At 64.8% G+C, this 22,604-nt stretch carries 17 protein-coding genes; 8 read left to right on the top strand and 9 right to left on the bottom strand.

What is annotated here, in order from left to right:
- Window positions 1-86 precede the first annotated feature (86 nt).
- From ABLE91_RS11055 to ABLE91_RS11045, 3 genes are all read left to right on the top strand, one after another.
- Window positions 87-581, top strand: coding sequence for a peptide deformylase (locus tag ABLE91_RS11055; RefSeq protein WP_348930869.1), 495 nt, complete (start codon window positions 87-89; stop codon window positions 579-581).
- A gap of 30 nt (window positions 582-611) precedes the next feature.
- Window positions 612-1,568: a D-2-hydroxyacid dehydrogenase family protein gene (locus ABLE91_RS11050; RefSeq protein WP_348930868.1), complete on the top strand. Its 957-nt coding sequence runs from the start codon at window positions 612-614 to the stop codon at window positions 1,566-1,568.
- A 208-nt stretch (window positions 1,569-1,776) separates the two neighbouring features.
- Entirely contained in the window at window positions 1,777-2,235 is a 459-nt protein-coding gene (locus ABLE91_RS11045) for a hypothetical protein (protein ID WP_348930867.1), read from the top strand.
- 142 nt (window positions 2,236-2,377) lie between these two features.
- Here ABLE91_RS11045 and ABLE91_RS11040 read toward each other — a convergent pair whose 3' ends face one another.
- The 6 genes from ABLE91_RS11040 to ABLE91_RS11015 form a co-directional block, all read right to left on the bottom strand.
- Entirely contained in the window at window positions 2,378-4,417 is a 2,040-nt protein-coding gene (locus tag ABLE91_RS11040) for a methyl-accepting chemotaxis protein (protein WP_348931201.1), read from the bottom strand.
- A 365-nt stretch (window positions 4,418-4,782) separates the two neighbouring features.
- Window positions 4,783-5,496, bottom strand: a complete 714-nt coding sequence (locus tag ABLE91_RS11035) for a response regulator (protein WP_348930866.1) — start codon at window positions 5,494-5,496, stop codon at window positions 4,783-4,785.
- Window positions 5,497-5,855: 359 nt separating this feature from the next.
- Window positions 5,856-6,617 carry a LuxR C-terminal-related transcriptional regulator gene (locus ABLE91_RS11030; RefSeq protein WP_348930865.1) on the bottom strand — a complete coding sequence of 254 codons (762 nt, stop codon included), beginning with the start codon at window positions 6,615-6,617 and terminating at the stop codon, window positions 5,856-5,858.
- 445 nt (window positions 6,618-7,062) lie between these two features.
- Complete coding sequence (locus tag ABLE91_RS11025) at window positions 7,063-8,427, bottom strand: HlyD family type I secretion periplasmic adaptor subunit (protein WP_348930864.1); 1,365 nt, start codon at window positions 8,425-8,427, stop codon at window positions 7,063-7,065.
- Between the two features lie 40 nt (window positions 8,428-8,467).
- Complete coding sequence (locus ABLE91_RS11020; protein ID WP_348931200.1) at window positions 8,468-10,165, bottom strand: type I secretion system permease/ATPase; 1,698 nt, start codon at window positions 10,163-10,165, stop codon at window positions 8,468-8,470.
- A gap of 108 nt (window positions 10,166-10,273) precedes the next feature.
- A complete protein-coding gene (locus tag ABLE91_RS11015) occupies window positions 10,274-13,087 on the bottom strand; it encodes a beta strand repeat-containing protein (RefSeq protein ID WP_348930863.1) in 2,814 nt (937 codons plus the stop codon).
- Window positions 13,088-13,091: 4 nt separating this feature from the next.
- Between ABLE91_RS11015 and ABLE91_RS11010 the strand changes: the two genes are divergently transcribed.
- On the top strand, window positions 13,092-13,283 hold the full coding sequence (locus ABLE91_RS11010) for a hypothetical protein (RefSeq protein WP_348930862.1): 192 nt from the start codon (window positions 13,092-13,094) through the stop codon (window positions 13,281-13,283).
- A gap of 286 nt (window positions 13,284-13,569) precedes the next feature.
- Here the strand turns inward: ABLE91_RS11010 and ABLE91_RS11005 are convergent, their stop codons facing one another.
- From ABLE91_RS11005 to ABLE91_RS10995, 3 genes are all read right to left on the bottom strand, one after another.
- Window positions 13,570-13,869: a hypothetical protein gene (locus ABLE91_RS11005; protein ID WP_348930861.1), complete on the bottom strand. Its 300-nt coding sequence runs from the start codon at window positions 13,867-13,869 to the stop codon at window positions 13,570-13,572.
- Window positions 13,870-14,097: 228 nt separating this feature from the next.
- The gene (locus tag ABLE91_RS11000; protein WP_348930860.1) at window positions 14,098-14,823 is read right to left on the bottom strand and encodes a hypothetical protein; all 726 of its coding nucleotides are present in this window, start codon (window positions 14,821-14,823) and stop codon (window positions 14,098-14,100) included.
- 213 nt (window positions 14,824-15,036) lie between these two features.
- A complete protein-coding gene (locus ABLE91_RS10995; protein ID WP_348930859.1) occupies window positions 15,037-16,512 on the bottom strand; it encodes a hypothetical protein in 1,476 nt (491 codons plus the stop codon).
- Window positions 16,513-16,954: 442 nt separating this feature from the next.
- Between ABLE91_RS10995 and ABLE91_RS10990 the strand changes: the two genes are divergently transcribed.
- The 4 genes from ABLE91_RS10990 (at window position 16,955) to ABLE91_RS10975 (ending at window position 22,536) form a co-directional block, all read left to right on the top strand.
- Window positions 16,955-17,701 carry a GntR family transcriptional regulator gene (locus ABLE91_RS10990; RefSeq protein WP_348930858.1) on the top strand — a complete coding sequence of 249 codons (747 nt, stop codon included), beginning with the start codon at window positions 16,955-16,957 and terminating at the stop codon, window positions 17,699-17,701.
- Window positions 17,702-18,060: 359 nt separating this feature from the next.
- Entirely contained in the window at window positions 18,061-19,467 is a 1,407-nt protein-coding gene (locus tag ABLE91_RS10985; RefSeq protein WP_348930857.1) for an amidase, read from the top strand.
- 132 nt (window positions 19,468-19,599) lie between these two features.
- The gene (locus ABLE91_RS10980) at window positions 19,600-20,739 is read left to right on the top strand and encodes a CaiB/BaiF CoA transferase family protein (RefSeq protein ID WP_348930856.1); all 1,140 of its coding nucleotides are present in this window, start codon (window positions 19,600-19,602) and stop codon (window positions 20,737-20,739) included.
- 156 nt (window positions 20,740-20,895) lie between these two features.
- The gene (locus tag ABLE91_RS10975; protein ID WP_348930855.1) at window positions 20,896-22,536 is read left to right on the top strand and encodes a GMC family oxidoreductase; all 1,641 of its coding nucleotides are present in this window, start codon (window positions 20,896-20,898) and stop codon (window positions 22,534-22,536) included.
- Window positions 22,537-22,604: the final 68 nt, after the last annotated feature.

Raw genomic sequence — 22,604 nt, 5'->3', positions numbered from 1 at the left:
GTCCGCGGCGTTTCACCCACGGTCTCTGTTGACAGGATCGCGCCCGCATCGGCATCACTGCCGCAGCCGCCGCCAGAGACCCGTGCGTGACGATCCGACCGATCCTCAAATTCCCCGATCCCGCCTTGCGCAGGCCTGCTGAGCCGGTGCTTGCCTTCGACCGGGCGCTGCGCGATCTGGCAGCGGACCTGCTGGAGACCATGCGCGCCGCGCCCGGCATCGGCATGACCGCACCCCATATGGGCGTTCCCGCACGGCTGGTGGTGCTGGAGCTTTCGCCGGGGGACGTGCGCCTCTACGCCAACCCGAAGATCGTCTGGGCCTCCGAAGAGACCATGCGGCACACCGAAGGCAGCGTCTCCATGCCCGGCGTGACCGAGGAGATCGAGCGCCCTGCGCGTGTCCGGGTGGCGTATCAGGATCTCGACGGCACGGCGCAGACGGAGGAGGCGGACGGCCTGCTCGCGGTGTGCCACCAGCACGAGATCGACCAGCTCGACGGCATCTTCTGGATCCAGAGATTGTCCCGCCTGAAGCGGGAGCGCGTGATCAAGCGCTACGAGAAACTTCGCACGCCATAAAGGCGTCGCCCGAACCCACAGGACCGAAACATGCGCATCGCGGTGATCGACGACTATCAGGACGCTTTCCGCACCCTCGACTGCGCGGCACGGCTGAAGGGGCAGGACGTGACGGTCTTCCAGGCGCCCGCGACCAGCGAGGCGGCCCTGGTGAAGATGCTCAAGGGTTTTGAGGCCGTGATCCTGCTGCAGCAGCGCACCGCCATGCCACGCCGCGTGCTAGAGGCTCTGCCCGATCTCAAGCTCATCAGCCAGACCGGCCGCAGCACGGGCCATATCGATGTCGCCGCATGCACGGAGGTGGGCATCGCCGTCTCTTCCGGCGGGGGCGGCGGCCCCACCGCTACGGCGGAGCTGGCCTGGGGGTTGATCCTGTCGGTGGCCCGCCACATCCCGGCCGAGGTGGCGGCCCTCAAAGCCGGGCGGTGGCAGACCACGCTGGGCACCGGCCTTTCGGGCAAGACCCTGGGCATCTACGCCTTCGGGCGCATTGGCAGCATCATGGCGAATGTTGGCAAGGCGTTCGGCATGAAGGTGGTGTGCTGGGGCCGCGCGGGCTCGCTCAGCCGGGCGAAGGAGGCGGGCTTCGACGCGGCCCACAGCCGCGAGGCCTTCTTCTCCTTGAGCGATGTCGTATCGCTCCATCTCCCGCTCAACACGGAGACGCGGGGCATCGTCACGGCGTCGGACCTCGCCTTGATGAAGCCGGACGCCATCCTCATCAATACCAGCCGGGCTCCGATCATTGAAGATGGCGCGCTGGTGGCCGCCCTGCGCCAGGGCCGGCCGGGCCGGGCGGGCATCGATGTCTATGAGGCCGAGCCGGTCCTCGGCGGGGACCATCCGCTTCTCAGCATGAGCAATGTGGTCTGCACCCCACACCTCGGCTATGTGGAGCGGGCGACCTATGAAGCCCTCTATTCCACGGCCATCGACCAGATCGAGGCCTTCGCGGCCGGCGCGCCCATCAACCTCGTCACCGCGTAAGCCCGGGCCGACAAATGGCGGCCACGCCCGCCACGCGCGAGAGAAGCGCGGCGCCAAAGCGCCCGCTTCGCCTACACCTTCTGGCCAGCCGCTAAATTGGTAATTACTACCTCCTTATTGATTTGACTCGAACCTTTGGCATCTCGCACGGAGATTTGTTTACATTTATCTTTGCCTTCCTATCCGAAGGCAGCATGCGGTGACGCCCATGGGCGAGATCCTGAACCAGCTTCTCAGCGGGAGCTTATCGTTCAAACAGCTTCTCGCGGCCACTTCGCCCGAAGCCTTGACGACATTGGCCATCGTGCTCTGCCTCATCCTTTTGGCCATTGTCGCAGCCCTCATGAGGCAGGCCACGCTGGGTGCGGCGGCTCTGCTTCTGGGCGCCGTCCTGCTGGGCCTCCAGGTGCTGGACGCCGAGGGGCGGTGGCGCGCCGTCGGCTTTGCCGGCGTCACGGCCCTCATGGTGCTGATGATCTTTCTCAGCGAGCGGAACCGGCTGATCCGGGAGATGCGGCGCGAATTCCTCGACATGGACGCGCGGTTCGACAGCTTCCTCACCGCCCTTGAGCGGCGGCATGCGCTGCTGGAGGAACGCCACCATCGGCCGCAGGAAATTTCCGCATCATCATCGGCTCCGCTGCCAATCGCCGAGCCGCCCGGATAGACGTCCGGTCCCAGGCTCTGAGAGTGGCTGTGGGCGCGGCCGAGCCGTTTACAGGCGTATCAAGCAGGCATGCCCGTAAGGGGCGGCCACGGGGACGAGGACGGCAGGGGTGCCAGCACCCCTGCCGTCTTTCGGGGCAGTCTCAGGCCGCCCGGACGGTGCCGAGGAAGCGCAGCATCTGGTCGTTGAGGCGCCGGGCCTGCTCCGTGAGGGCGCTGGAGGCGACGAGCACGAGGCCGGCGGCATCGCCGGTCTCGTCGGCGGTTCGCGCGACATCGCTGATGTTCCCGGTCACCGAATTGGTGCCCTGGGCCGCATGGTCCACATTGCGCACGATTTCGCGGGTGGCGATGCCCTGCTCCTCCACGGCGGCGGAGATGCCGGTGGCCACATCGCTCATCTTGCGGATGAGCGTGCTCACCCCTTCGATCACCCGCACCGCATGCTCGGTGGTGGACTGGATCGAGGAGATCTGGGCCTCGATCTCCTCGGTCGCCTTCGCGGTCTGGGTGGCCAGTTCCTTCACTTCGGAAGCGACCACCGCAAACCCCTTGCCGGAATCACCTGCGCGAGCCGCCTCGATGGTGGCATTGAGCGCCAGGAGGTTGGTCTGGGACGCGATGTTGGAGATGAGGCCGACGAAATCGCCGATGCGGGCCGCGGCGACCGAAAGCTCGCGGATGACCTCGCCGGTCTTGGTGGCTTCGGTGACGGCATCAGCGGACATCTGGGCCGACCGCTCCACCTGGCGGGCGATTTCGTCCACGGAGGACCCCAGTTCCTCCGCCGAGGAGGCGACCATCACCACATTGGTGGAGGCTTCATTTGCCGCCGAGGCCACGGCGGTGGACTGGGACGAAGTCCGCTCGGCGGCGGCGGCCATGCGGCTCGCCGTCTTGTGGAGCTCTTCGGAAGACGTGGAGACGCTTCCAATGATCCCGCCCACCTCGCGCTCGAAATTGTCGGCGAGTTCCCGGATGGAGCGCTTGCGCTCTTCGTCCGCCTTCAGGCGGGCTTCGGTGGCCGCATGTTCCAGCTCGGCGTTGCGCGACATCTCCTCTTTGAACACCAGCACAGCCTTGGCCATGGAGCCGATCTCGTCTGTGCGGCTCGCACCTGGCACCTCGACCGAAAGATCGCCGCCGGCAAGACCTTCCATGGCACCGGTCAGGCGGGAGATCGGGTTCGTGACCCGACGCACCACCACGCTAAGGCTGATGATGGCGACGACGATCGCGATCCCCAGCAGGACGCTATAGAACACCACCCCGTTGCGCGCCGTGGTGGCGGCTTCTGCCGCCGTGATCGCCAACGCGTCCATGGCTGAGAAAGCCACATCGCCGACGGTGTCGAGCGCGGGAATGACCTTGGCGCGCCAGTCTTCAGCGGAGACGGTGGGCGTGGCGCCGGAGGAGAGCGCGGCCACGACGCTGTCGCGCATGGTCTTGAACGGCCCGCCGAAATAGCTGTCCTGCCCCTTGGCAAACGCGGCCTTCAGGTCCGCGGGCATGTCTGTCGGCGCAACGGCTTCGCGCACCGCATTCCACGCGAACGCCCCCTTGGCGTCCTCGGTCAGGAGCGTGATTTTCTCCTCCGCCGTGAAGGGGCGGGCCTGTCGCAGGACGCCGCTCATCATGACCGCGGAATTGCCCGTGGCATTGCGGGTCGCAGCGGCCATGGAGCGAACCGCGATGAAGCGCAGAAGCGTCGGATCGAGCAGGCGGATCTGCCTGTCCACGTCCTGGGAGATCTCGTCGATGCTCGCCAGGACCTTGCCGCCATCGACCATGGCCCGCGGCGGGAAGGCGGGGTCGCGGCTGGCCATCGGCAGCTGTACGGCGGCATCGGTTTCCGCCCGCAGGCTCTTGATCGCCTGGTAGGTGCTGCGGACACGCGCGGCCAGCTCCTTCATCACGGGGGCGTCGGCTTCCGCCATGCCTTCGGTGGCTTCCTTGATGGCCTGATCGACCTTGGCTCGCCGCGCCGCCAGGCTGGCGACCAGAGCTTGCGCCTTGTCCGGTGCCGTCGCCAATACGGAGGCGCCGTCGGACCGTTCCAGGCGATAGGTGACGAGCGCATCGAACAGGTCGCGGTCGATGGCCACATAGCTGGCCGCCGCCTGCGCGTCGCGGTAGCGGCCGACGACGGACGTGAGGGAGGCGATGCACACGCCGGCAAGCATGAGCACGATCAAACTTATGAGTGAGATCAATGTTGTCTTGATAGAAAGGCGCATGATATCCCCCCGCTTAATTAGAGATGTCTAGCGTTATGTATCCAACCTTGCGTCTGCCTTGCGGCCGGGAGGTATTTTGCGCGCGCCCTCTGGACTGGCCGAAGGCGTCCCCCCGAAGGGCCGCCGAGGCCCGTTCGCGGCGCGTTCGGCCCGTATCGATCCGTGGGCTTTGATGCGCGGATGCGGATGCATACCGTAAGCGGCGCAAACGAGGCGGCCTCGGCTTGGATACACCGTGCAGGAACACCCCTTGCCGGCCGATGAGGGTTGAATCGGGCTATCCGATATAAATGGAGGGCGAGTACCGGCGTTCAGCCGCGCGTGCGCCAGTTGCTCGGCCGGAACATCAGGATGGTCGCCTTGCGCCGGGCCGTGCCGCGCGGCGCCTTGAGCGGCTTTGCGCCATCGACCTGATCCCAATCCTCGAAGGACCGCCTGGCCCTCCACACATCCAACCCGATGATGGCGTGGGCGTTACGCTCCAGGTCCCTTCCCGGTTCCCACATCCGGCGCAGGCTGTGGAAGAAGGGGGCGCGCAGATCGCTGCGGTTGTCGCCGTCTCCCTTGGCATTGGGGCGACGCTTGCCGGAGGGCCGGCCTCTTCCGCTCGGTTTCAGCGTGCTGGTGATGAGGGCGCCAGGCGGAAAGAATGTGCCGCCGCCCATGATGAAGGACAACGCATTCATGGCGACCTGAGGCGCGGTGGTTGTCGGCACGAAGCCCTGCGCCCCGAGCCTCAGCGCGCCGACCGCCTCCTCGGGCTCCGTGCGGTCCGACACGATCACCAGAGGCGTATCGGGAAAGCGCCCCGTCAGCCGGGCGATCCAATCGGAAGACTTTCGATCGGTGACCGACAGGCTGCCCAGGCCGAGGACACATAAGGCGTATCTGCGCGCCTGCGCATCATCATGGTCCAGCTCATCGGGATTGCATTGGTGCAGGGCGACGCTATGCATCTCTGCCCAACCACGAAGAAGCCTCGTGATGCCTGCGCGTCTTAAGCAAAGGGCATCGACCAAAAGCACTGAAGATAGCTCCTCGGCATTCGGTTCAGACAAGGCAACACCTGAGCGTATCAGATCCTCACCGCTCCGATGGATTGTGTCTTGCGATGCGGATTCTCTCCTGAACATCGCAAGATCACATCTGCATTCCGTACCGGAAGGAGAGTTAGTTGTAATATATGCCAACGAGAAACAATAACAATTTGACCTGACGAATGAGGGCCATAACGATTATATGTACAGTGTCAGGAATTGAGCATCGCTTTACTAATCATATAAGCGAAAGAACAGGCTCGTATGGGTGGAAAGGTGCGGAAATGCGGAAGCATTAGGCAGGCATGAAAATACCTACCCACCTTTTGAAGGGCCGAAGCCGGAGATCAAAGCCCGAGCGTTGAGGCGCCCGGCTCCGCCACCACACTGGAGGGGGAACGGCGCGTGGTTTCGGTCGGCTCGCCATGCTCGATACCGCAAAGAGCCGCCTGCGTGCGATTTGAGGCCCCGAGCTTCCGCATGATCTGGCGCACATGGACCTTCACCGTGGACTCGCACATGGAGAGCTCCCGGGCGATGTGCTTGTTGGAGTACCCCTTCTGCAGCAGCCGCAGCACCGAATTCTGCCGGACTGTCAGGCTCGCGCAATAACCACTGTCCTTGGCGGCGCGCGACTTTCGCCAATCCTCGCCCCGCGCCATGTCCTTGGCCTGCAGAAGTGCATTCGCCGGAAAATAGACCCCGCCCCCCATGATGAAGCGAAGCGCCTGGAACACTACGGATGGGGAGATCTGCGCGCAGATGAAGCCGCTGGCGCCGGCCTTCAGAACCTCGATCACCTCGCCGACATCGTCGCTGTCCGAGATGATGACCAGGGGGACACTCGGCAAAAAGTGCCGCGCCGTGTCCACCCGCTCCCGCATTTCCGGCGTACCCATCGAGGCCCCGCCGATATTGAACACAATGAGCTGCACGTCCGTGTCCGTCAGCTTATCTCCGATGCTCTCCGGCTCTATCGCCTCGAGGCGAAGATGATCTTCCCGAGCCCAATCATCCAGAAGGCTCTTAATGCTTGCACGTCTGAGCGGAAGATCGTCGATCAAGACTAAACGCAAGCAGCCATGGGACTTTTCAATGTCCGTGTCCATGATGTCCTCCGTCTCGCGACCCGTAGCCAAAGGCGGTTGTCCGACATTCGATTTTTCATCCCTGTTTCCGCTACAGAAATTTACTTGAACACCAATTTTCACATTTAAATACAGTGATAAAATGCAAGGCTAAAGCTCATCCCGCAACAAGGTATAGTGTGGTCATTTTTAATATGACAACGTAAATCTAAAGCTTCACATACACGTCACAGTTCAAAATCGTATAAATTAAAATAAAAAAGGAAAGCTCGAATTATGACAGTTCGATAATAAAATAAGCTGCTGAAATACGCCATACCCTTGAGCGAACTAAAACAACAAGCCTATCCGCTACCATTGCGCACATTTCTATCCGAATCACAACCTGAATCTGAGACCGTCATGCAGCCTTAGTTACTGACTTATAAGATATATGGGAATCTTTTCTCTTGAGATTTTCACCCCTCTATACCTCCCTGAAACTGCGGCGCAGCGCATCCTTGAAAGGTTCTATTAAATAGTCTACAAAAGTTCTTTCTTGAGTGACGATTAAGACCTCAGCCGGCATGCCCGGAAGAAGCTCGATTACACTTTTGAGCCGCTGAAGTTCAGCACGATCTACTTCGACACGTGCAAGAAAATAGGCCTGGCCTGTGCCCGGATCGACGATCCGATCGGCCGAGACCGAACTCACAACCCCGTCAATGCGCGGCAGCGCCCGCTTGGAAAATGCCGTAAGGTGCACCTGCGCCGAGAGCCCGGCATGGACCACGTCGATGTCCACCGGCGACACGCGGGCCTCGATCAGCAAGGCTTCGCCATCCGGAACGATGTCGAGGATCGCCTCGCCGGCGCGGATCACGCCGCCCAGGGTCTTGAACTTGAGATTGACGATGGTTCCACTGACCGGCGCGATCACCACCGTCCGCGCCAGGATGTCCCGGCTGGATTGCAGTTTCTCCATAACGCCCGCCAGTTCCACCCGCACCTTGTCCAGCTGCTCGGAAACCTGGTCGCCCTTCTCCGCGTCCAGCGACAGCAATTGCACTTGTGTCTCGCCGATCTGCTGCTGCGCCCGCGCGATCATGCCGAGATACTCCCCGCGACGCCCTTCGATTTCGGCTTGGGCGCGCTCGAGGGCCAGCACCTCCGATTTGCGGATGAGTTCCTTGCGCAGCAGGGTGCGCTTGCCGACAAGCTCTTCCTCGATCAGCGCCAGCTGCACCACGGAACTCGACGCCTGCGCCTCGAGCGCCTTGATCTGCTGCTGAGACTGTTCGATGCGCTGCTGGAGGATCTCGCGCCGCCGCTGCATCGAAAGGCGCCGGGATTCGAACATGGCGCGCTGGCCCTGCACGATGGACCCCAGGTCGCGATGGGTCTGAGAACCGGTGAGCTCGGACGGGAACCGGATCGACGTCGCGTCCGCCTGCTCGGCGCGCAGCCGGGCCTGCATGGCCAGCAGCGTATAATATTGGTTGAGCTGCGCGTTCAGCACGGACTCCGCCTGCAGGCTTTCCAGCACCACAAGCGGCTGTCCGGCCTCCACCTTGTCTCCGTCGCGCACCTGAAGGCCGGCGATGATGCCGCCTTCCAGGTGCTGGATGGTGCGGCGGCTGCCGTCGGGACTGATGACCCCGGGCGCGACCGCGCCCCCCGCCAGCGGCGCCGTCAGGCCCCATGCCAGGAACCCGCCGAGGAAGGTAATGATGAGGAGGAGGCCAACGGCCTTGGGGCCGCTCAGCGACGACTTCAGGGCACCGGCGTCGCTTGGGGGGAGGATACGCGGCTCGGAGGGAGGACGGTCGAGGACGGCAAGGGAGTTGGACATAGCAAGCTCCGTGATCCAGATGCGGATTGGGCGCCGGATATCAGGACGCTGCGCCGGGGGGCCGGCCGTCGCGTAGCGCAACGCGCTCCACGGCACCTGAAGCCGCGACGCGCAGCCGTTTCAGAACTTCATCCCGCGGGCCGAACACTTCCACGCGGCCTTCCTTCAGCAGCAGGATCTTGTCCGCCTGGGCGATGGTGGAGGGCCGGTGCCCGACAATGAGGAGGGTCGAACCCTTGCGCTTCATCTCTTCCAGCGCGGCCGAGAGGGCCGCCTCTCCCGCCTGGTCGAGATTTGCGTTCGGCTCGTCCAATATGATCAGCGCGGGAATGCCATAGACGGCGCGGGCAAGCCCGATGCGCTGCCGCTGCCCGCCGGACAGGCGCAGTCCCCCGTCACCCACCGCAGTGTCGTATCCGTTGGGCAGCCGCTGGATCATGTCATGGGCATGGGCGAGCTGGGCGGCCTCGACGACGGCGGCTTCGTCGCCACCATTCATGCGGGAGATGTTGTCCCGCACGGTGCCGGGAAACAGTTCGGTATCCTGCGGCAGATAGCCGAGATGCTTGCCCAGCTGATCGGGATTCCAGTGGGAGAGGTCGGACCCGTCAAGGCGCACCTCGCCGCTGGTGGGGCGCGAAACACCCACCAGGAGCCGGCACAGGGTGCTCTTGCCGCTGGCCGAGGGCCCGATGATGGCGATGGCCTCGCCCGGCTTCGCCTGGAACGACACCTGGTGGAGTACGCCCGCCCGCATGCCCGGCGGCGTGTAGCTCACCTGATCCACCGAGACGAAGCCGACGGGGGTGGGCAGGCGCAAGCGGCGGCGTTCCTCGGGTAGGGACTGGAGGCGCGCCTTGAGGCGGCTATAGGCGATGCGGGTGACGGAGAAGTTCCGCCACGTCCCCATGGCCATCTCCACCGGCGCGAGCGCGCGGCCGAGCAGGATGGAAGAGGCTATCATGGCGCCGCCGGACACCTCGCCCTTCAGCACAAGGTACGCACCAAGGCCGAGGACCGCGGACTGCATGAACAGGCGAGCGAACTTGGTCAGGCCGAGAAGGAGCCCGCTGCGCTCATTGGCCTCCTGGGCGGCCATCACGCTGACATCGTTCGCGGCGCGCCACCGTTCCGTGAGGGCCGGCAGCATCCCCATGGCCCGCACCACTTCGGCATTGCGGATGGTGGTCTCCGCCTGGAGCGTCGCGCTGATCTGGGCCTGGCTGGCCGCCGCCGTGGACGCCCGGGTGACGGCCTCGTTGGCTAGGCCGAGCACGAAGAGGATGAGCGCGGAGCACACCGCCAGCAGCCCAAGGGCCGGATGAAGGGTCCAGATCAGCACCAGAAACACGGGGGCCCAGGGCGCATCGAAGAAAACGCTGAGGGCGGGCGAGGCGATGAAGGCCTGAATCTGCGAGAGATCCCGCATGGACTGCGCACCGGACCCGTCGCCCATCAGCCGGGCACGCACAGAGTGCGCCAGGTAGACCGGCCCGAGCCTGTCCGAGAGCCATGAACTCATGCGCACCGTGATGGCGGACCGCAGGCTGTCCAGTATGCCCAGCAAAAGCAGCGCCACCGCAGCGATGATGGTCAGCATCACCAGGGTATTCACGCTCCCCGTCACCATCACCCGGTCATAGACCTGCAGCATGTATAACGGAGACGTCAACATCAGCAGATTGATCGCAAGGCTGAATAGAAAAAGCGTTCCAGCCGACTGCCGGCATTGCTCCATGGCAATGTCCAGGTCAGTGCCCCGGTTGCGATTACCGGGCCCTCTCCGATCGCGCCTCGACATGACGTGTTCCCTTCCCCATCAGCATGGATGACCCCTTGTCTTTCCTCATGCGATGAGCCCCGGATCCACGAACAGATCTTGCTGGATGAAGACATTGGCGGCAGCTGTTGCCCCCGCCACGTCGCTGGGGGTGCCCACCACCACATAGGTGGTGTGGGCTCCGCCGATGAGGCGCACCGCCAGATAGGCCGTTCCGCCGCTGGTGACGGACACCAGCGAAGGCCCCTGGGTGAGGCTGTTGATGAAGACATCCTCGCCTGTCTGGTAGCCGAGGATGAGATTGGTGCCGCCGAGCACCCGGAACGTGTCCACCCCTGCCGCTCCGCCGTCGGCCACGCCGTCGCCGTAGAACGTCTTGGAGCCGGCCCCGTTGGCCACCAGCAGATCGTCTCCGCTGCCGCCGCGGATCGTGTCGTTACCCGCGCCGCTGACGATCTTGTTGTTCGCCGTGCTGCCCTGGAGCGTGTCGCTGAAGGCGGAGCCGATGAGATTCTCGATGGTGTTGAGCTGGTCGCCCTGGGCGTCGCCGCCGGAGCCCACGCTCGCTGCCGTCGGGTTCGCGGTCAGTCCCACGCCCACCGCGCTCGCGGAGGTGGAGTAGTCAGCCGTGTCGATCCCGTCGCCGCCGACGAGCACGTCCGCACCCGCTCCGCCGCGCAGCAGGTCGTCTCCCGCCCCGCCTTCCAGGCGGTTTGCGCCGGTGCTGCCTACGAGCGTGTCGGCGAACGCCGAACCCGTCAGGCTTTCGATGCCGCTGAGCTGGTCGCCCTGGGCATCGCCGCCCACGCCGACCGTGGTGGCGGCCGCATCGATGGTCACCGAGACGCCGGAGGCCGAAGTGGAGTAGCTCGCCGTGTCGGTATCGGCGCCGCCGATGAGCACGTCCGCTCCCGCTCCGCCGCGCAGCAGGTCGTTGCCTGCCCCGCCCTCCAGCCGGTTCGCCACGGTGCTGCCCTGCAGCGTATCGCCGAAGGCGGTGCCGATAATGTTCTCGATCTGGCTGATCAGATCGCCTTGGGCATCGCCACCGGTTCCGGTGGTGGCGAGGCTGGGATCGTCACTGGCGAACAGGCCCACGGAGATCCCCGTTGCGGATGCCGAATAGTCGATCGTATCGATGCCGGCGCCGCCGATCAGGCGGTCCGCCCCGGCTCCGCCGATCAGCATGTCGTCGCCGCCTCCGCCATCAAGGCGGTTGGCGCCTGCCCCGCCGATCAGCGTGTCGGCGAAGGCCGATCCGATGACGTTCTCGATGTTGGTGAGCTGGTCGCCCGCCGCATCGCCACCCACGCCGACGGTCGTCGCCGCCGGATTGAGCGTCACCGAGACCCCGGCCGAGGAGGTCGAATACTCGGCGGTGTCGGCGCCGCCATTGCCGTTCAGGATATCGGCGCCCAGGCCGCCCATGAAGGTGTCCGCGAGCTCACCGCCCGTGAGCGTGTCGGCGAAGGCGCTGCCGATGATGCGCTCGATGAGAAGCAGCGTGTCACCTTCCGCATCGCCGCCAAGGCCGGTGCCGGCGATGGCGGGATCAGCGACGGTGGAATTGAACTGGACCGAGACGGCCGAAGCCGATGCGGAATAGTCCGCGGTGTCGAAGCCGCTCTGGCCGACCAGGACGTCCGCTCCTCCTCCGCCGGTCAGGCGGTTGTCGGCGTTGTCGCCCGCGAGCACATCATTGGCCGCCGAGCCGACGAGATTCTCGATGGAGACAAAGGTGTCGCCGGCGGCAGCGCCGGAGGCGACATTCGCCAGCAGATCTATGCCGACCGCGCCGCCGGCGGAATAATCCGCCGTGTCGTTGCCCGCGCCACCATCCATGACGTCGGCCCCGGAGTCTCCCATGAGGCGATCGTCACCATCGCCGCCGAAGACCTGGTCGTCGCCGGCTCCCGACATCAGGGTGTCGTTGCCCGCGTCACCGAACAGCTGGTCGGCGCCGTCGCCGGCATTGAGCTCGTCGTCACCGTCGCCGCCCGAGAGATAGTCGTCGCCGATCGACGCATTCAGATAGTCGGCGCCCGCTCCGCCGCGCAGCGTGTCCTCCCCGAAGCCCGCCATGAGGTCGTCGTCACCGTCGCCGCCATCGAGGACATCGTCGCCGTCGCTGCCGGTGAGCAGGTCATCGCCCATGCCGCCATAGAGCTGGTCGTTGCCGAAGCCGCCGATCATGGTGTCGTTGCCGCCGCCGCCGAAGAGCCGGTCGTTGCCGAAGCCGCCATCCATGGTGTCGTTGCCGCCCGCGACCGTGGTGTTCACGCCGTCGGGAATGCCATCGCCGTCATCGTCGTCCGGGATGCCGTTGCCGTCGACGTCGACGATGCGGTCGCCGATCAACAGGTCGTCGCCGTCATTGCCGCGCAGCACGTCGTTGCCGAGCAGGCCGATGAGCTGGTTGTTCTCCCCATTGCCCGAAAGCACGTCGTTGAAGGCGGAGCCGGTGAGGTTCTCGATGCCCGAGAGCACATCGCTCATGGCATCGCCGCCGGCGCCCCGCGTGGTCTTGGACGGGTCCAGGTTGAGGGTGATGGTGACAAGGGACGCGGACGTGGAATAGTCGGCCGTGTCGATGCCCGCTCCGCCATTCAGCGTGTCGCCGCCGGCGCCGCCACGGAGCACGTCGTTCCCGTCTCCGCCATTCAGCGTGTCGGTTCCTGCGCCGCCGTCGAGGATGTCGTCGGTCTGGGCGCCGGTCAGTATGTCGTTGCCCGCGCCGCCATCGAGATAATCGCCACCGGTCGTTCCCGCCTGCACGGAAATGGTGTCGTTCCCGTTGAGCCCCTGGATCTTGTAGCTGCCGGAGGAGGTGAGCTGGAACGAGTCCGCGTTATTGGTCAGGCTCATCACCTGGTAGGACACGGGCGTGGCGGCCAGCGCAGATGCCTGGCTCGTCGCCGCGAAGGCGCTGACCGCAGCGGTCGCCGAGCCCGAGGAAGTGCTGGTGAACGACGTCACGCTCGAGGATCCGGACACCACGCTCGATGACCCAGACACCGACGATTTGGTGATTTTGATAGATGTCGCCATTGCCCACACTCCCCTTCGCACGACCTGACGTAGCTGGCCGGTGGGCATAAGTTAGTGGGCATCGAACTCGCCAAACAACGGCACACACGGGTAGCCACCTTTTGGCTTAGGGGTAGTAAATATAAATAAACCTGACGTTCCGACCCGCCAACCATTCCGCAGAGTTCTATTTAAAAATTTTAAATTGACTTAGGCGGCTTCTTAAATCGCGCCGGGCCGAAAACAAAAAAGGAGTTCCGGCGGCCATGCCGCCGGAACTCCCGGGTTCGATCGATGCTTAAATCAGCAAGACGGATCTTGCCGATCCGCCTCAATCACGCAACCGCAGAATAACCCGTCAGGGTGATGCTGGAATAGTCGTCGGTGGTCAGCGCAACGAGGTTCACCTCGGTGGCGCCGTCATCACCAACAGCCTGCACGTCGACGTTGAAGCCAGCGAAGTTGCCCTCGATGTCCACGCAGACATCGATGTTCACTTCCGGGTCGAAATTGCTCTCGTAGGAAGTCTCGGTGTCGAAGCTGAGATCGATAGAGACCTCGAACTCCTTCACGACGTCGATTTCGAACTCGAAGCTGTCGCCGCCATGACCGCCGTGACCGTAATCGTTGGACATAACTGCCTCCATTGCATGGACATCGGCGTGTTGCCGATAATCTTAGGCTAATATCGGAGTTCCTCAGGGTCAAAGGAGCAACGGTATGACTGAACGAATGGAGTATTAGATGTTACGAAATAAATGCGACTACTCATCGTGGAAAATTCGGTATATAAGTACGTGTATACTATAGATTTGCGCGACCACGGGCGCTGCGCGGATTCGATCCGAGCCCGGACGTCGATCTCAACCGATGGCGCCTGTCGCCACCACGGTCACGGTGGAGAGCTGGTCTTCGACGGTCAGGGCCGCGACCTCCACTTCGACAAGGCTGTTATCTCCGACGGCCTCTGCGAAGACATCGAAGATGGCAACGTTCCCGTCGACCCCTCCGCCCCAGTCATCGATGGGGTCGCACCCGCACCCGGCCCAGTCCGGATCGAACCCGGAGGGCTCCGGCTGCGGATCTTCGGGGGGCGGTTGCTGAGCGGCCGAATCCGACGCGTCGGAGGATTGGGTCGGGACACCGTCGATATCCAGCGCGAAAACCTCCGTGATGGAGGTGGATTCCCATTCGATGGTATCGCCGTTCTGGCTGCTGGATTCGGACGTGTAATTGAGGCTGAAGCCGTAATCGGCGTCGCCATAGACTGCGCCATAGCTCACCGCCGTGGCAAAGACCCCGGCATCCGCCGGTCCCGAGCCCCAGGCCGAGAAGGCGGCGCTGCCATAAGCGGATTGCACGTCCTCGTTCCCCGAGACGGTGGCGGTCACATTGGCCGTGGCTAGCGTGTTCTCCCCCACCGCCGTGGCATCGCCGCCGAGCTGCAGCGCCATGCTCTCCTCTTCGGAGGATGTCGGGCCGGTCGAAACCGCCAGCGCCTGCGAAGCCGTGTCCACCGAGAGATTCTCGCCCTCAACCTGCGAGATTGAGAGACCCTGGGTGAATGTCGAGGTATGTGTCGCCGGCATAGCATTCCTCGCGATCTCGCACTGCGCTCACTGTAGCGGAGTTGGTCTAAATTTAATGCGGCATTACGCTCTATTAGACGCAGGAATACGTTTTTTACTCAAAGGTGATAGGAGGTAAGGACTTAGTTTATACTTTCAAGTGCGGTGCAAACCTCTCCTAAGGAGAGTACGGCTTTGGGATACGCGCGACCCTTCGGCGCGTATCCCACCGGGTCAGGCGAGGAAAGACATGATTTCCCCGATCGGCGGGACGTCGGACTGTGCCGCCTCCGGCGCCGCCTCTTCCCCACCCTGCAGGATCGCCCGAAGGATGGGGACCGCCTCATCATCCGAGAGCACGTCATCGGCCGACACATTGTCGAACACGGGATTGAGCAGGAAGAAATCGTCCAAGCGGAGGCTGTGCCATTCGCCATCCTTCAGGAAGGTCATGATCAGGTCCTGCGCATCGCAATCGGAGCGCTCGAGAAACAGCGTCTCTCCGTTTGCCGCCCGCAGCGCCGCCTCCGACGACCAGCCTTCCAGGCCAATCAGCCGGTCGCCTTCCCGCGTCTTGAACTGCTGCAGGGTCTGGCATCCCCCGCTCTCGGCGATATCGTAGATATCCGCCGTGCCTTCCTTTTCCTGGGGCAGGAGCGCGGTGCAGACATTGCAGGCACCCTCCCCACCGCCGCCGTCGAGGTCCATGGCTTCATCGACGCTGTAATCATCCGGCAAAGGGCCGCCCCCGACGAGGCCGGTCTGATTGCCGGAGAACATCTCATAAAGGGTTGCAGGTGACGGGCGCGGCGTTCCGCCGACATCCACCTCATGGAACATGTTCCCCGGGCTGGAGGTGAACTCGGTGCCGAGGGGGCCCGTCACCGCACCCGCATCACCCGAACGGCTAGTAGCGTTCAGCGGGGGCACATCCGCAATATCGAAGCCATCGGGCCAGTAGCCGTCATCCACGATGACCACTCCGAAATCGTCGTCATCATCGGAGCCACCCCATGGACCATCATCTCCGGGAGGGACAATGACGATGCCGCCGCCTCCCCCGCCAGGGCCCCCTGTGCCGGGGCCTCCCGTGCCGGGCTCATCTGGATCATCCGGCGTCGTTGGGTTCGGGTTGGAGAAGTTGGCGTGCTCCACCGCGGCCAACAGCATGGCGGATACGCTGGAGAGCTGATCCTGGACGGTCAGGGCCTGGATATCGGAAGTGGCAAGGGTGTCGTCCCCCTTCACCAGGTTCGAAAGGTCGAAGCTCGCGAGATTGCCGTCGACGAGAGCGGGCGCCCCGAGGATCGGCCCAAAGGCGGAGGCTTCGATCACCAACGGGCCGCAGCTCAAGGTGAAGCCCGCCACGTCCACGGCGATGAAGGTGCTGTTGCTGAAATTGGCGGCCCAGGCGGTGTCGCCATAGAAGCCCCCGCCCATCCCCGAGCTATTCACCACCACCACGAAGTCCGCCCCGGCGATATCCAATGCGGAGCCGGCATTCGCGCTCACCGCATCGCCGCAGGCCCCGAACGCCATGGCGCCGGTCTGCGCGGAGCCCGCCGCCACCGCGCCCCACGAGAAGGCCTGCATGTCGATGGAGACATCGGCAAATGCCAGGGTGTCCTTCCCGACCGCATCGGCCCATGCAGACACCCCGACGGAGAGGCCGGAATCGTGCGCTTCCTTGGCCCATGGCAAATCGGCCATCAGCCGTCCGAGGGATGCGATCGAGATCGAGCCCCCGCTAAGCTCTGCGCCGATGAGGTCCAAGCCTTTCGGCGATGTAAAAGCGAAGTCGTCAGGACCGCCTGACACGAGATTTGTTGTCATCCCGCTCCCCATTTGCATTAGCCGCTTGGATATTCTTACGGCCTCTGCCGCCTGCGCAGAACGCAGCAAAGGTCTCTCGATCTCCTGGGGAGGGACTAAGCCAAATGCGGCTCATGCAAAGGGATGGAGCCCCCGGTAGGATTACGCCACCCGCGCCGCGGGATTTCTCGCCGCCGGGCGCTGTGCCTCGCGCCGGCCGCCGATGCGCCATGTGGTTCACGGCGCCTAAGCTCTCGGATATGGTCGCGGCGCAAGAAGAAGAAGGCCGAAGACACGCCGAATGACAAGATCCGAGCCCTTCAGCAGATTTCAGCATGAAGTGTCGCCAGCTTCGAAGCCCAAGGCCTCACGGCGCGAGGCCCATTCCCTGGCTCGGGCGAAGGAACTCGTCCAGCGCGTCGTCGGCGAGCGGCACGACCGGCCGTCTTTGGTGTCGGACATTGCCTGCGCCATCGGCGCCGAGATCATCGAGGGCCTTCTCGCACCGGGTGCAGACCTCAATTCGGTCGAGTTGTCGAAGCGCTACCAGACCAGCCGCACACCGGTGCGCGAGGCCCTGATGCTGCTGGAGAAGGAGGGCATGGTGGACATCCCGCCGCGCCGCCGTCCGCGCGTGATGGCGCTGAGCCTTCCGGAGATCCGCGAAATCTACCGCGCCCGCGCCGCCCTGTTCGAATTGATCGCGGAGGACGTCGTCCGCCATGTGGATGAAGCCGGCCTGACGGGGCTCGCCGCAGCGCTGCAGGAGATGGAGGGCGCCTACCGAAAAGGGGATTCCTCCGCCTTCGTCTGGGCGAACCTCGACTTCTACGACCGCAGCTGCCAGCTCTCCCGCAACCGGACGGTCAAGCGCATGATGGATTCGCTGCTGCTGCGCACTGCATGTCTGCGCAAGCTCAGCCTGTCGCAGCCGGGCCGGATGGCGAGTTCGTTCGACGATCACACGCGGTTGCTCCGGGCCTATCGCGAGCGTGACGCGCTGCTCGCCGCCGCGCTGATCCGCTCCAACCACATGAACGCCCTGCGGGCCCTGGAGACCCACTATCGGCGCCAACAGGACATCTGAGCCGGGCGGTACACGGAATTCTTCACCCGATGCGCGCCCCGTGGAGGCCATGCCTTTCATCCTGCGGGGTTTTCCGGAAATTTTTATTGCGTGCATCCAAGCGCGTGCACCACTGGAACTCGTGGGGATCTGCATTATAGTGTCGACACTGAGGGTGTGTAGGCGAGGGAAAAGCCGCTTCTAGATATGAATATTGTATTTTTGTCGACATTATAAAATCCGCGAAATCGTCGCAAATTGGTCTGCGACCTCGCGCTATCCTTATCGCTGCCACTTAAGGTGCAGTCGAACCTGACAGTCCAACATGTAAATCCGGCTGGCGACGCCCAAGGCGCGCCTGGAGAACTGGGGATGGAACGGTGACTGAAGACCTGTTGCGGCTATCCGCCATCGATCTGGTGGAGGGCTTCCGGGAGAAGCGGTTCTCGCCGGTGGACGTCTGCCGCGCCACCTTTGCCCATATCGCCGCGGTGAACCCGACGCTCAACGCGTTCCAGCATCTGGACGAAGAGGGCGCCATGGCGCAGGCCCGCCAGTCCGAGGCGCGCTGGCAGCACGGCGCGCCGCTCGGTGTGGTGGACGGGGTGCCGACCACCATCAAGGACAATATCCTCGCCATGGGGTGGCCCACCCTTTCGGGCTCGCGCACGATCAACCCGGACCAGGAGTGGGCCGAGGACGGCCCTGGCACGGCGCGGCTGCGGGAGAGCGGCGCCGTGCTGGTGGGCAAGACCACCATGCCGGAATTCGCCTGGAAGGTGATGACCGACAGCCCCCTCTTCGGCATCACCCGCAATCCCTGGGACACCGCCGTCACCCCCGGCGGGTCGAGCGGGGGTGCGGCGGCGGCCACCGCGGGCGGCATGGGCGTGCTCGCGCTCGCCACCGATGGCGGCGGCTCCATCCGGGTGCCGGCGAGCCGCTGCGGCCTCGTGGGCTTCAAGCCGACCCATGGGCGCGTGCCGGACTACCCGCCCTCGCGCTTCGGCACCAATTCAAATGTCGGGCCCATCACCCGCACGGTGCGCGACTGCGCCGTGATGATGAACATCATCAGCCGCCCCGACGCCCGCGACTGGTACGGCCTGCCGCCGCACGAGGGCGATTACCTCGCCGAACTCGAAGGCGGGGTGAAGGGCCTGCGCATGGCCTATTCGCCCAATCTCGGTTCCGGCGTGGAGATTGACCCTGAGGTGGAGGCCGCCACCCGGCGGGCCGCCGACACGTTCCGCAGCCTCGGGGCGGTGGTGGAGGAGATCGATTTCGATCCCGCGCTCTATGCGCTCGGCAGCGGCGCCTACTTCGTCATGCGCTGCGTGATGCAGGCCACCCTCATGCGCCAGATCCCGACCCAGAGACAGGCGCTCATGGATCCGGCGCTGGTGACCACCTCCAAGGCCCATGCCTTCGGCGTGTTCGCCTATTCGGAGGCCGAGCAGCAGCGGCGCGTTTTCGGCTCGCGGCTCAACCAAATGCTCACCACCTATGACGTCCTCATCTGCCCGACCATGCAATCCCTGCCGGAGCGGGTGGAGATGGAGACGCCCAGCCCGCATCTGACCGCCGTGTTCAACGCCTCCCGCCACCCGGCGATCTCGATCCCCTGCGGCCTGTCGAAAGCCGGCCTGCCCATCGGCCTCCAGCTTATCGGGGGCCATTACCGGGACGGGCTTCTCATGCAGGCTGCCGCAGCATTCGAAGCGGAATGCGGCTTTCCCGCCCTGCCCGTCCACGGCGTTCCAACGGTCGCCGCGGCGGTCGCCTGACCCGCCGCGTCCTTCAACCCAGCGCGCGGGCATAAGGTCACCGGAAGGAAAACCAGGCGCTTATATTGCGCTCCGGCCGCGCGCCGGCCACTTTGACGCGCCGGCGCGATGCGGCTTCCAAGACGGTGTTCCATGCAACGGGATCTCGAAGGCATCATGGTCGTCTCCGTGGAACAGGCGGTAGCGGCGCCTTATGCCTCCTCGCGCCTCGCGGATGCGGGTGCGCGGGTCATCAAGGTGGAGCGGCCGGAAGGCGATTTCGCGCGCGGCTACGATTCCCTCGTGCACGGGGAAAGCGCCTATTTCGTCTGGCTGAACCGGGGCAAGGAATCCATCTGCCTCGACCTGAAGTCGGCCGGTGACATCGCCATTCTCCACGCCATGGTGGAGAAGGCCGACATCTTCATCCAGAACCTGGCGCCGGGCGCCATAGACCGCCTTGGCTTCGCCCCTGAGGCGCTGAGGGCGCAGAACCCGCGCCTCATCACCTGCTCCATCTCGGGCTATGGCGAAGAGGGGCCGTATCGCGATCTGAAGGCCTACGATCTCCTGGTCCAGGCGGAAACGGGGCTCTCCTCCATCACGGGCAATGCGGCGGGGCCGGCGCGGGTTGGCGTTTCGGTATGCGATATCTCCGCCGGCATGACGGCCTTCTCCGCCATCCTCCAGGCGCTCTACGCCCGCGAACGCACGGGTGTGGGGCGCAGCATCGCCGTGTCGCTCTATCACGCGCTGGCCGATTGGATGAACGTGCCCTACCTCCAATATGCCTATGGCGGAAAGGTGCCGCCCCGCGCCGGCCTCAGCCACCCCACCATTGCGCCCTACGGCGCCTATGCCTGCGGGGATGGAAAGGCGGTCCTCTTCTCCATCCAGAATGAGCGGGAATGGGCGGTGTTCTGCGCCGAGGTTCTGGGCGATGCGGCGCTCGCGGGCGATCCCCGCTTCTCGAGCAACAACCAGCGCGTCGCCAACCGGTCGGCGCTCGATGCCATCATCGAGCGCGTGTTCGCGGCGGCGGCGCGCGAGGCCATGGTGGAGCGGCTCGAGGCGGCGCGCATCGCCTATGGCCGGGTCAGTGGCATGGACGACCTCCTCGCCCATCCGCAGAACCGCCATGTGGAGGTGGACACGCCCACCGGCCCCGTGCGCTGCCTCGCCCCCGGCGCGCTCATGGACGGGACGGTGCCGGACTTCGGCCCCGTGCCGGCGCTGGGCGAACATACCGACCGGCTGCGCGCAGAATTTTCGCCCGCACGCGCGACGGCGTGAGGTCGCCCGGCATTCTGGCAGAGACGCACCCAGCATAACTTCGCCGCATCGTCCGGCGGACGAATATTATTGGACCGGCATCGTGAGCACGCTTGATCCTGCGCCCCGTTCGCGCCTCGGCACGGACGGTGAGTGAAGAGATCAGGGCGTTTGGTAATGCGTAATCCAGAAGCGGTGCCGACCTATGACTATATCATCGTAGGCGCCGGCTCGGCCGGATGCGTATTGGCGGACCGGCTCACCGAAAGCGGAAAGCGGCGCGTGCTGCTGCTGGAGGCGGGGGGCTCCGACGCCCGGCTCAACATCCGCATCCCGCTGTTCGTCGCGAAGATACTGAACGACCCACAAGTCACCTGGCCGTTCCGCAGCGTGCCGCAGGCGCATCTCGGCGGGCGCGACCAGCTCCTCGTGCGGGGCAAGGTGCTGGGCGGCTCGAGCTCGGTCAACGGCAACGTCTTCGTGCGCGGCGACCCGGCCGAGTATGACGACTGGGAAGCGGCCGGCTGCCAGGGCTGGGGCTATCGCGACCTCGTCCCCTATTTCAAGCGCAGCGAGCATTTCCCGGAAGGCGACCCCGACGCGCGCGGCCGCGAGGGGCCCGTCTCCGTCACCAAGCTGCGCAAGTTCGACGATCTGGCGGAAGCCTATTTGCGCTCCTGCGAGGAGATCGGCGTGCCGGGCGTGGAGGATTATAATGACGGCACCTATGCCGGCGCCTCCTACCTGCAATATTCCACCAGGCGCGGCTTCCGGTGCAGCACCGCCGTCGCCTATCTCGGCCGCGCCCGCAAGCGCCACAACCTGAAAATCGCCACCGGCGCGCGGGCGACGCGGGTGCTGATGGAGGACAAGCGGGCGGTGGGCGTCGAATATGTCCGCGACGGGATGCGCCAGACCGCCCGCGCCCGGGCGGAGGTGATCCTCTCCGCCGGCCCCATGCAGTCGCCGCAGATCCTCGAACTGTCGGGCATCGGCAATCCGGAGGTGCTGGCGCGCCACGGCATCCCGGTGGTGCACGCGCTCCCCGCCGTGGGCGAGAACCTCCACGACCACCCGAACACCCGCGTCGCCTTCGAGTGCGCAAGGCCCCTCACCATCAACGACATCCTGCGCAGCCCGGTGCGGCAGGTGCAGGAGGGGCTGAAATTCGCCGTGTTCGGCGGGGGCATGCTCTCCATCTGCTCGGCCACTGCGCAGGCCATCCTGAAGAGTGGCGTGCATCCCTCAAAGGCCGACCTCAAGCTTCAGCTTCATCCTCTCTCGGGCAAGGACCGCTATGCCCGCACGCCGGAAGCGGGCCTCGACCCCTTCTCCGGCTTCACCATCGGCATCACCGCGCTCCAGGCGCGCTCGCGCGGCGCCGTGCATATCGGCTCGCCGGACCCGCTGGCGGATCCGGAGATCGACCCGAACTATCTTTCCGACCCGGCGGACCTCGCAACGCTGCTGGCGGGCCTGCGCATCTCCCGCCGCCTCGCCGCGGCGCCCACCCTGGGCGCGCTGGTGGTGCGGGAGGTGCGGCCCGGCCCGGACCTTCAGGACGAAGCGGGGCTCGTGGACTATGTCCGCGCGACCACGCAGACCACCTGGCATTTCGTGGGCAGCTGCCGCATGGGCGCGGATCCCGACGCGGTGGTGGACAGCGAACTGCGCGTGCGCGGCGTCGAGGGGCTGCGGGTGATCGATTCCTCCATCTTCCCCACCATCCCCTCCTCCAATACCAACGCCCCCACCATCGCGACAGGCGAGAAGGGCGCCGATCTCCTCATGCGCGGCGACAACCAGCTGCGCCACTGACCCAGCCTCCCATTGCGCGGCGGCGCGCCGCAAATCTATAAAGCGAGCGCCCGTTCGAATAATCGGCC

The organism is Aquabacter albus, from assembly GCF_040049275.1.
Classification (GTDB): domain Bacteria; phylum Pseudomonadota; class Alphaproteobacteria; order Rhizobiales; family Xanthobacteraceae; genus Aquabacter.
The sequence above is the reverse complement of the archived record's forward strand: the minus strand, read 5'-3'. Positions and strand labels throughout refer to the sequence as shown.

Coding starts and splice junctions, on each gene's coding strand:
- ABLE91_RS11050 (WP_348930868.1), top strand. CDS start 612: ATGCGCATCGCGGTGATCGACGACTATCAGGACGCTTTCCGCACCCTC.
- ABLE91_RS11045 (WP_348930867.1), top strand. CDS start 1,777: ATGGGCGAGATCCTGAACCAGCTTCTCAGCGGGAGCTTATCGTTCAAA.
- ABLE91_RS11040 (WP_348931201.1), bottom strand. CDS start 4,417: ATGCTTGCCGGCGTGTGCATCGCCTCCCTCACGTCCGTCGTCGGCCGC.
- ABLE91_RS11030 (WP_348930865.1), bottom strand. CDS start 6,617: ATGGACACGGACATTGAAAAGTCCCATGGCTGCTTGCGTTTAGTCTTG.
- ABLE91_RS11025 (WP_348930864.1), bottom strand. CDS start 8,427: ATGTCCAACTCCCTTGCCGTCCTCGACCGTCCTCCCTCCGAGCCGCGT.
- ABLE91_RS11020 (WP_348931200.1), bottom strand. CDS start 10,165: ATGGAGCAATGCCGGCAGTCGGCTGGAACGCTTTTTCTATTCAGCCTT.
- ABLE91_RS11005 (WP_348930861.1), bottom strand. CDS start 13,869: ATGTCCAACGATTACGGTCACGGCGGTCATGGCGGCGACAGCTTCGAG.
- ABLE91_RS11000 (WP_348930860.1), bottom strand. CDS start 14,823: ATGCCGGCGACACATACCTCGACATTCACCCAGGGTCTCTCAATCTCG.
- ABLE91_RS10995 (WP_348930859.1), bottom strand. CDS start 16,512: ATGGCCGATTTGCCATGGGCCAAGGAAGCGCACGATTCCGGCCTCTCC.
- ABLE91_RS10980 (WP_348930856.1), top strand. CDS start 19,600: ATGCAACGGGATCTCGAAGGCATCATGGTCGTCTCCGTGGAACAGGCG.
- ABLE91_RS10975 (WP_348930855.1), top strand. CDS start 20,896: ATGCGTAATCCAGAAGCGGTGCCGACCTATGACTATATCATCGTAGGC.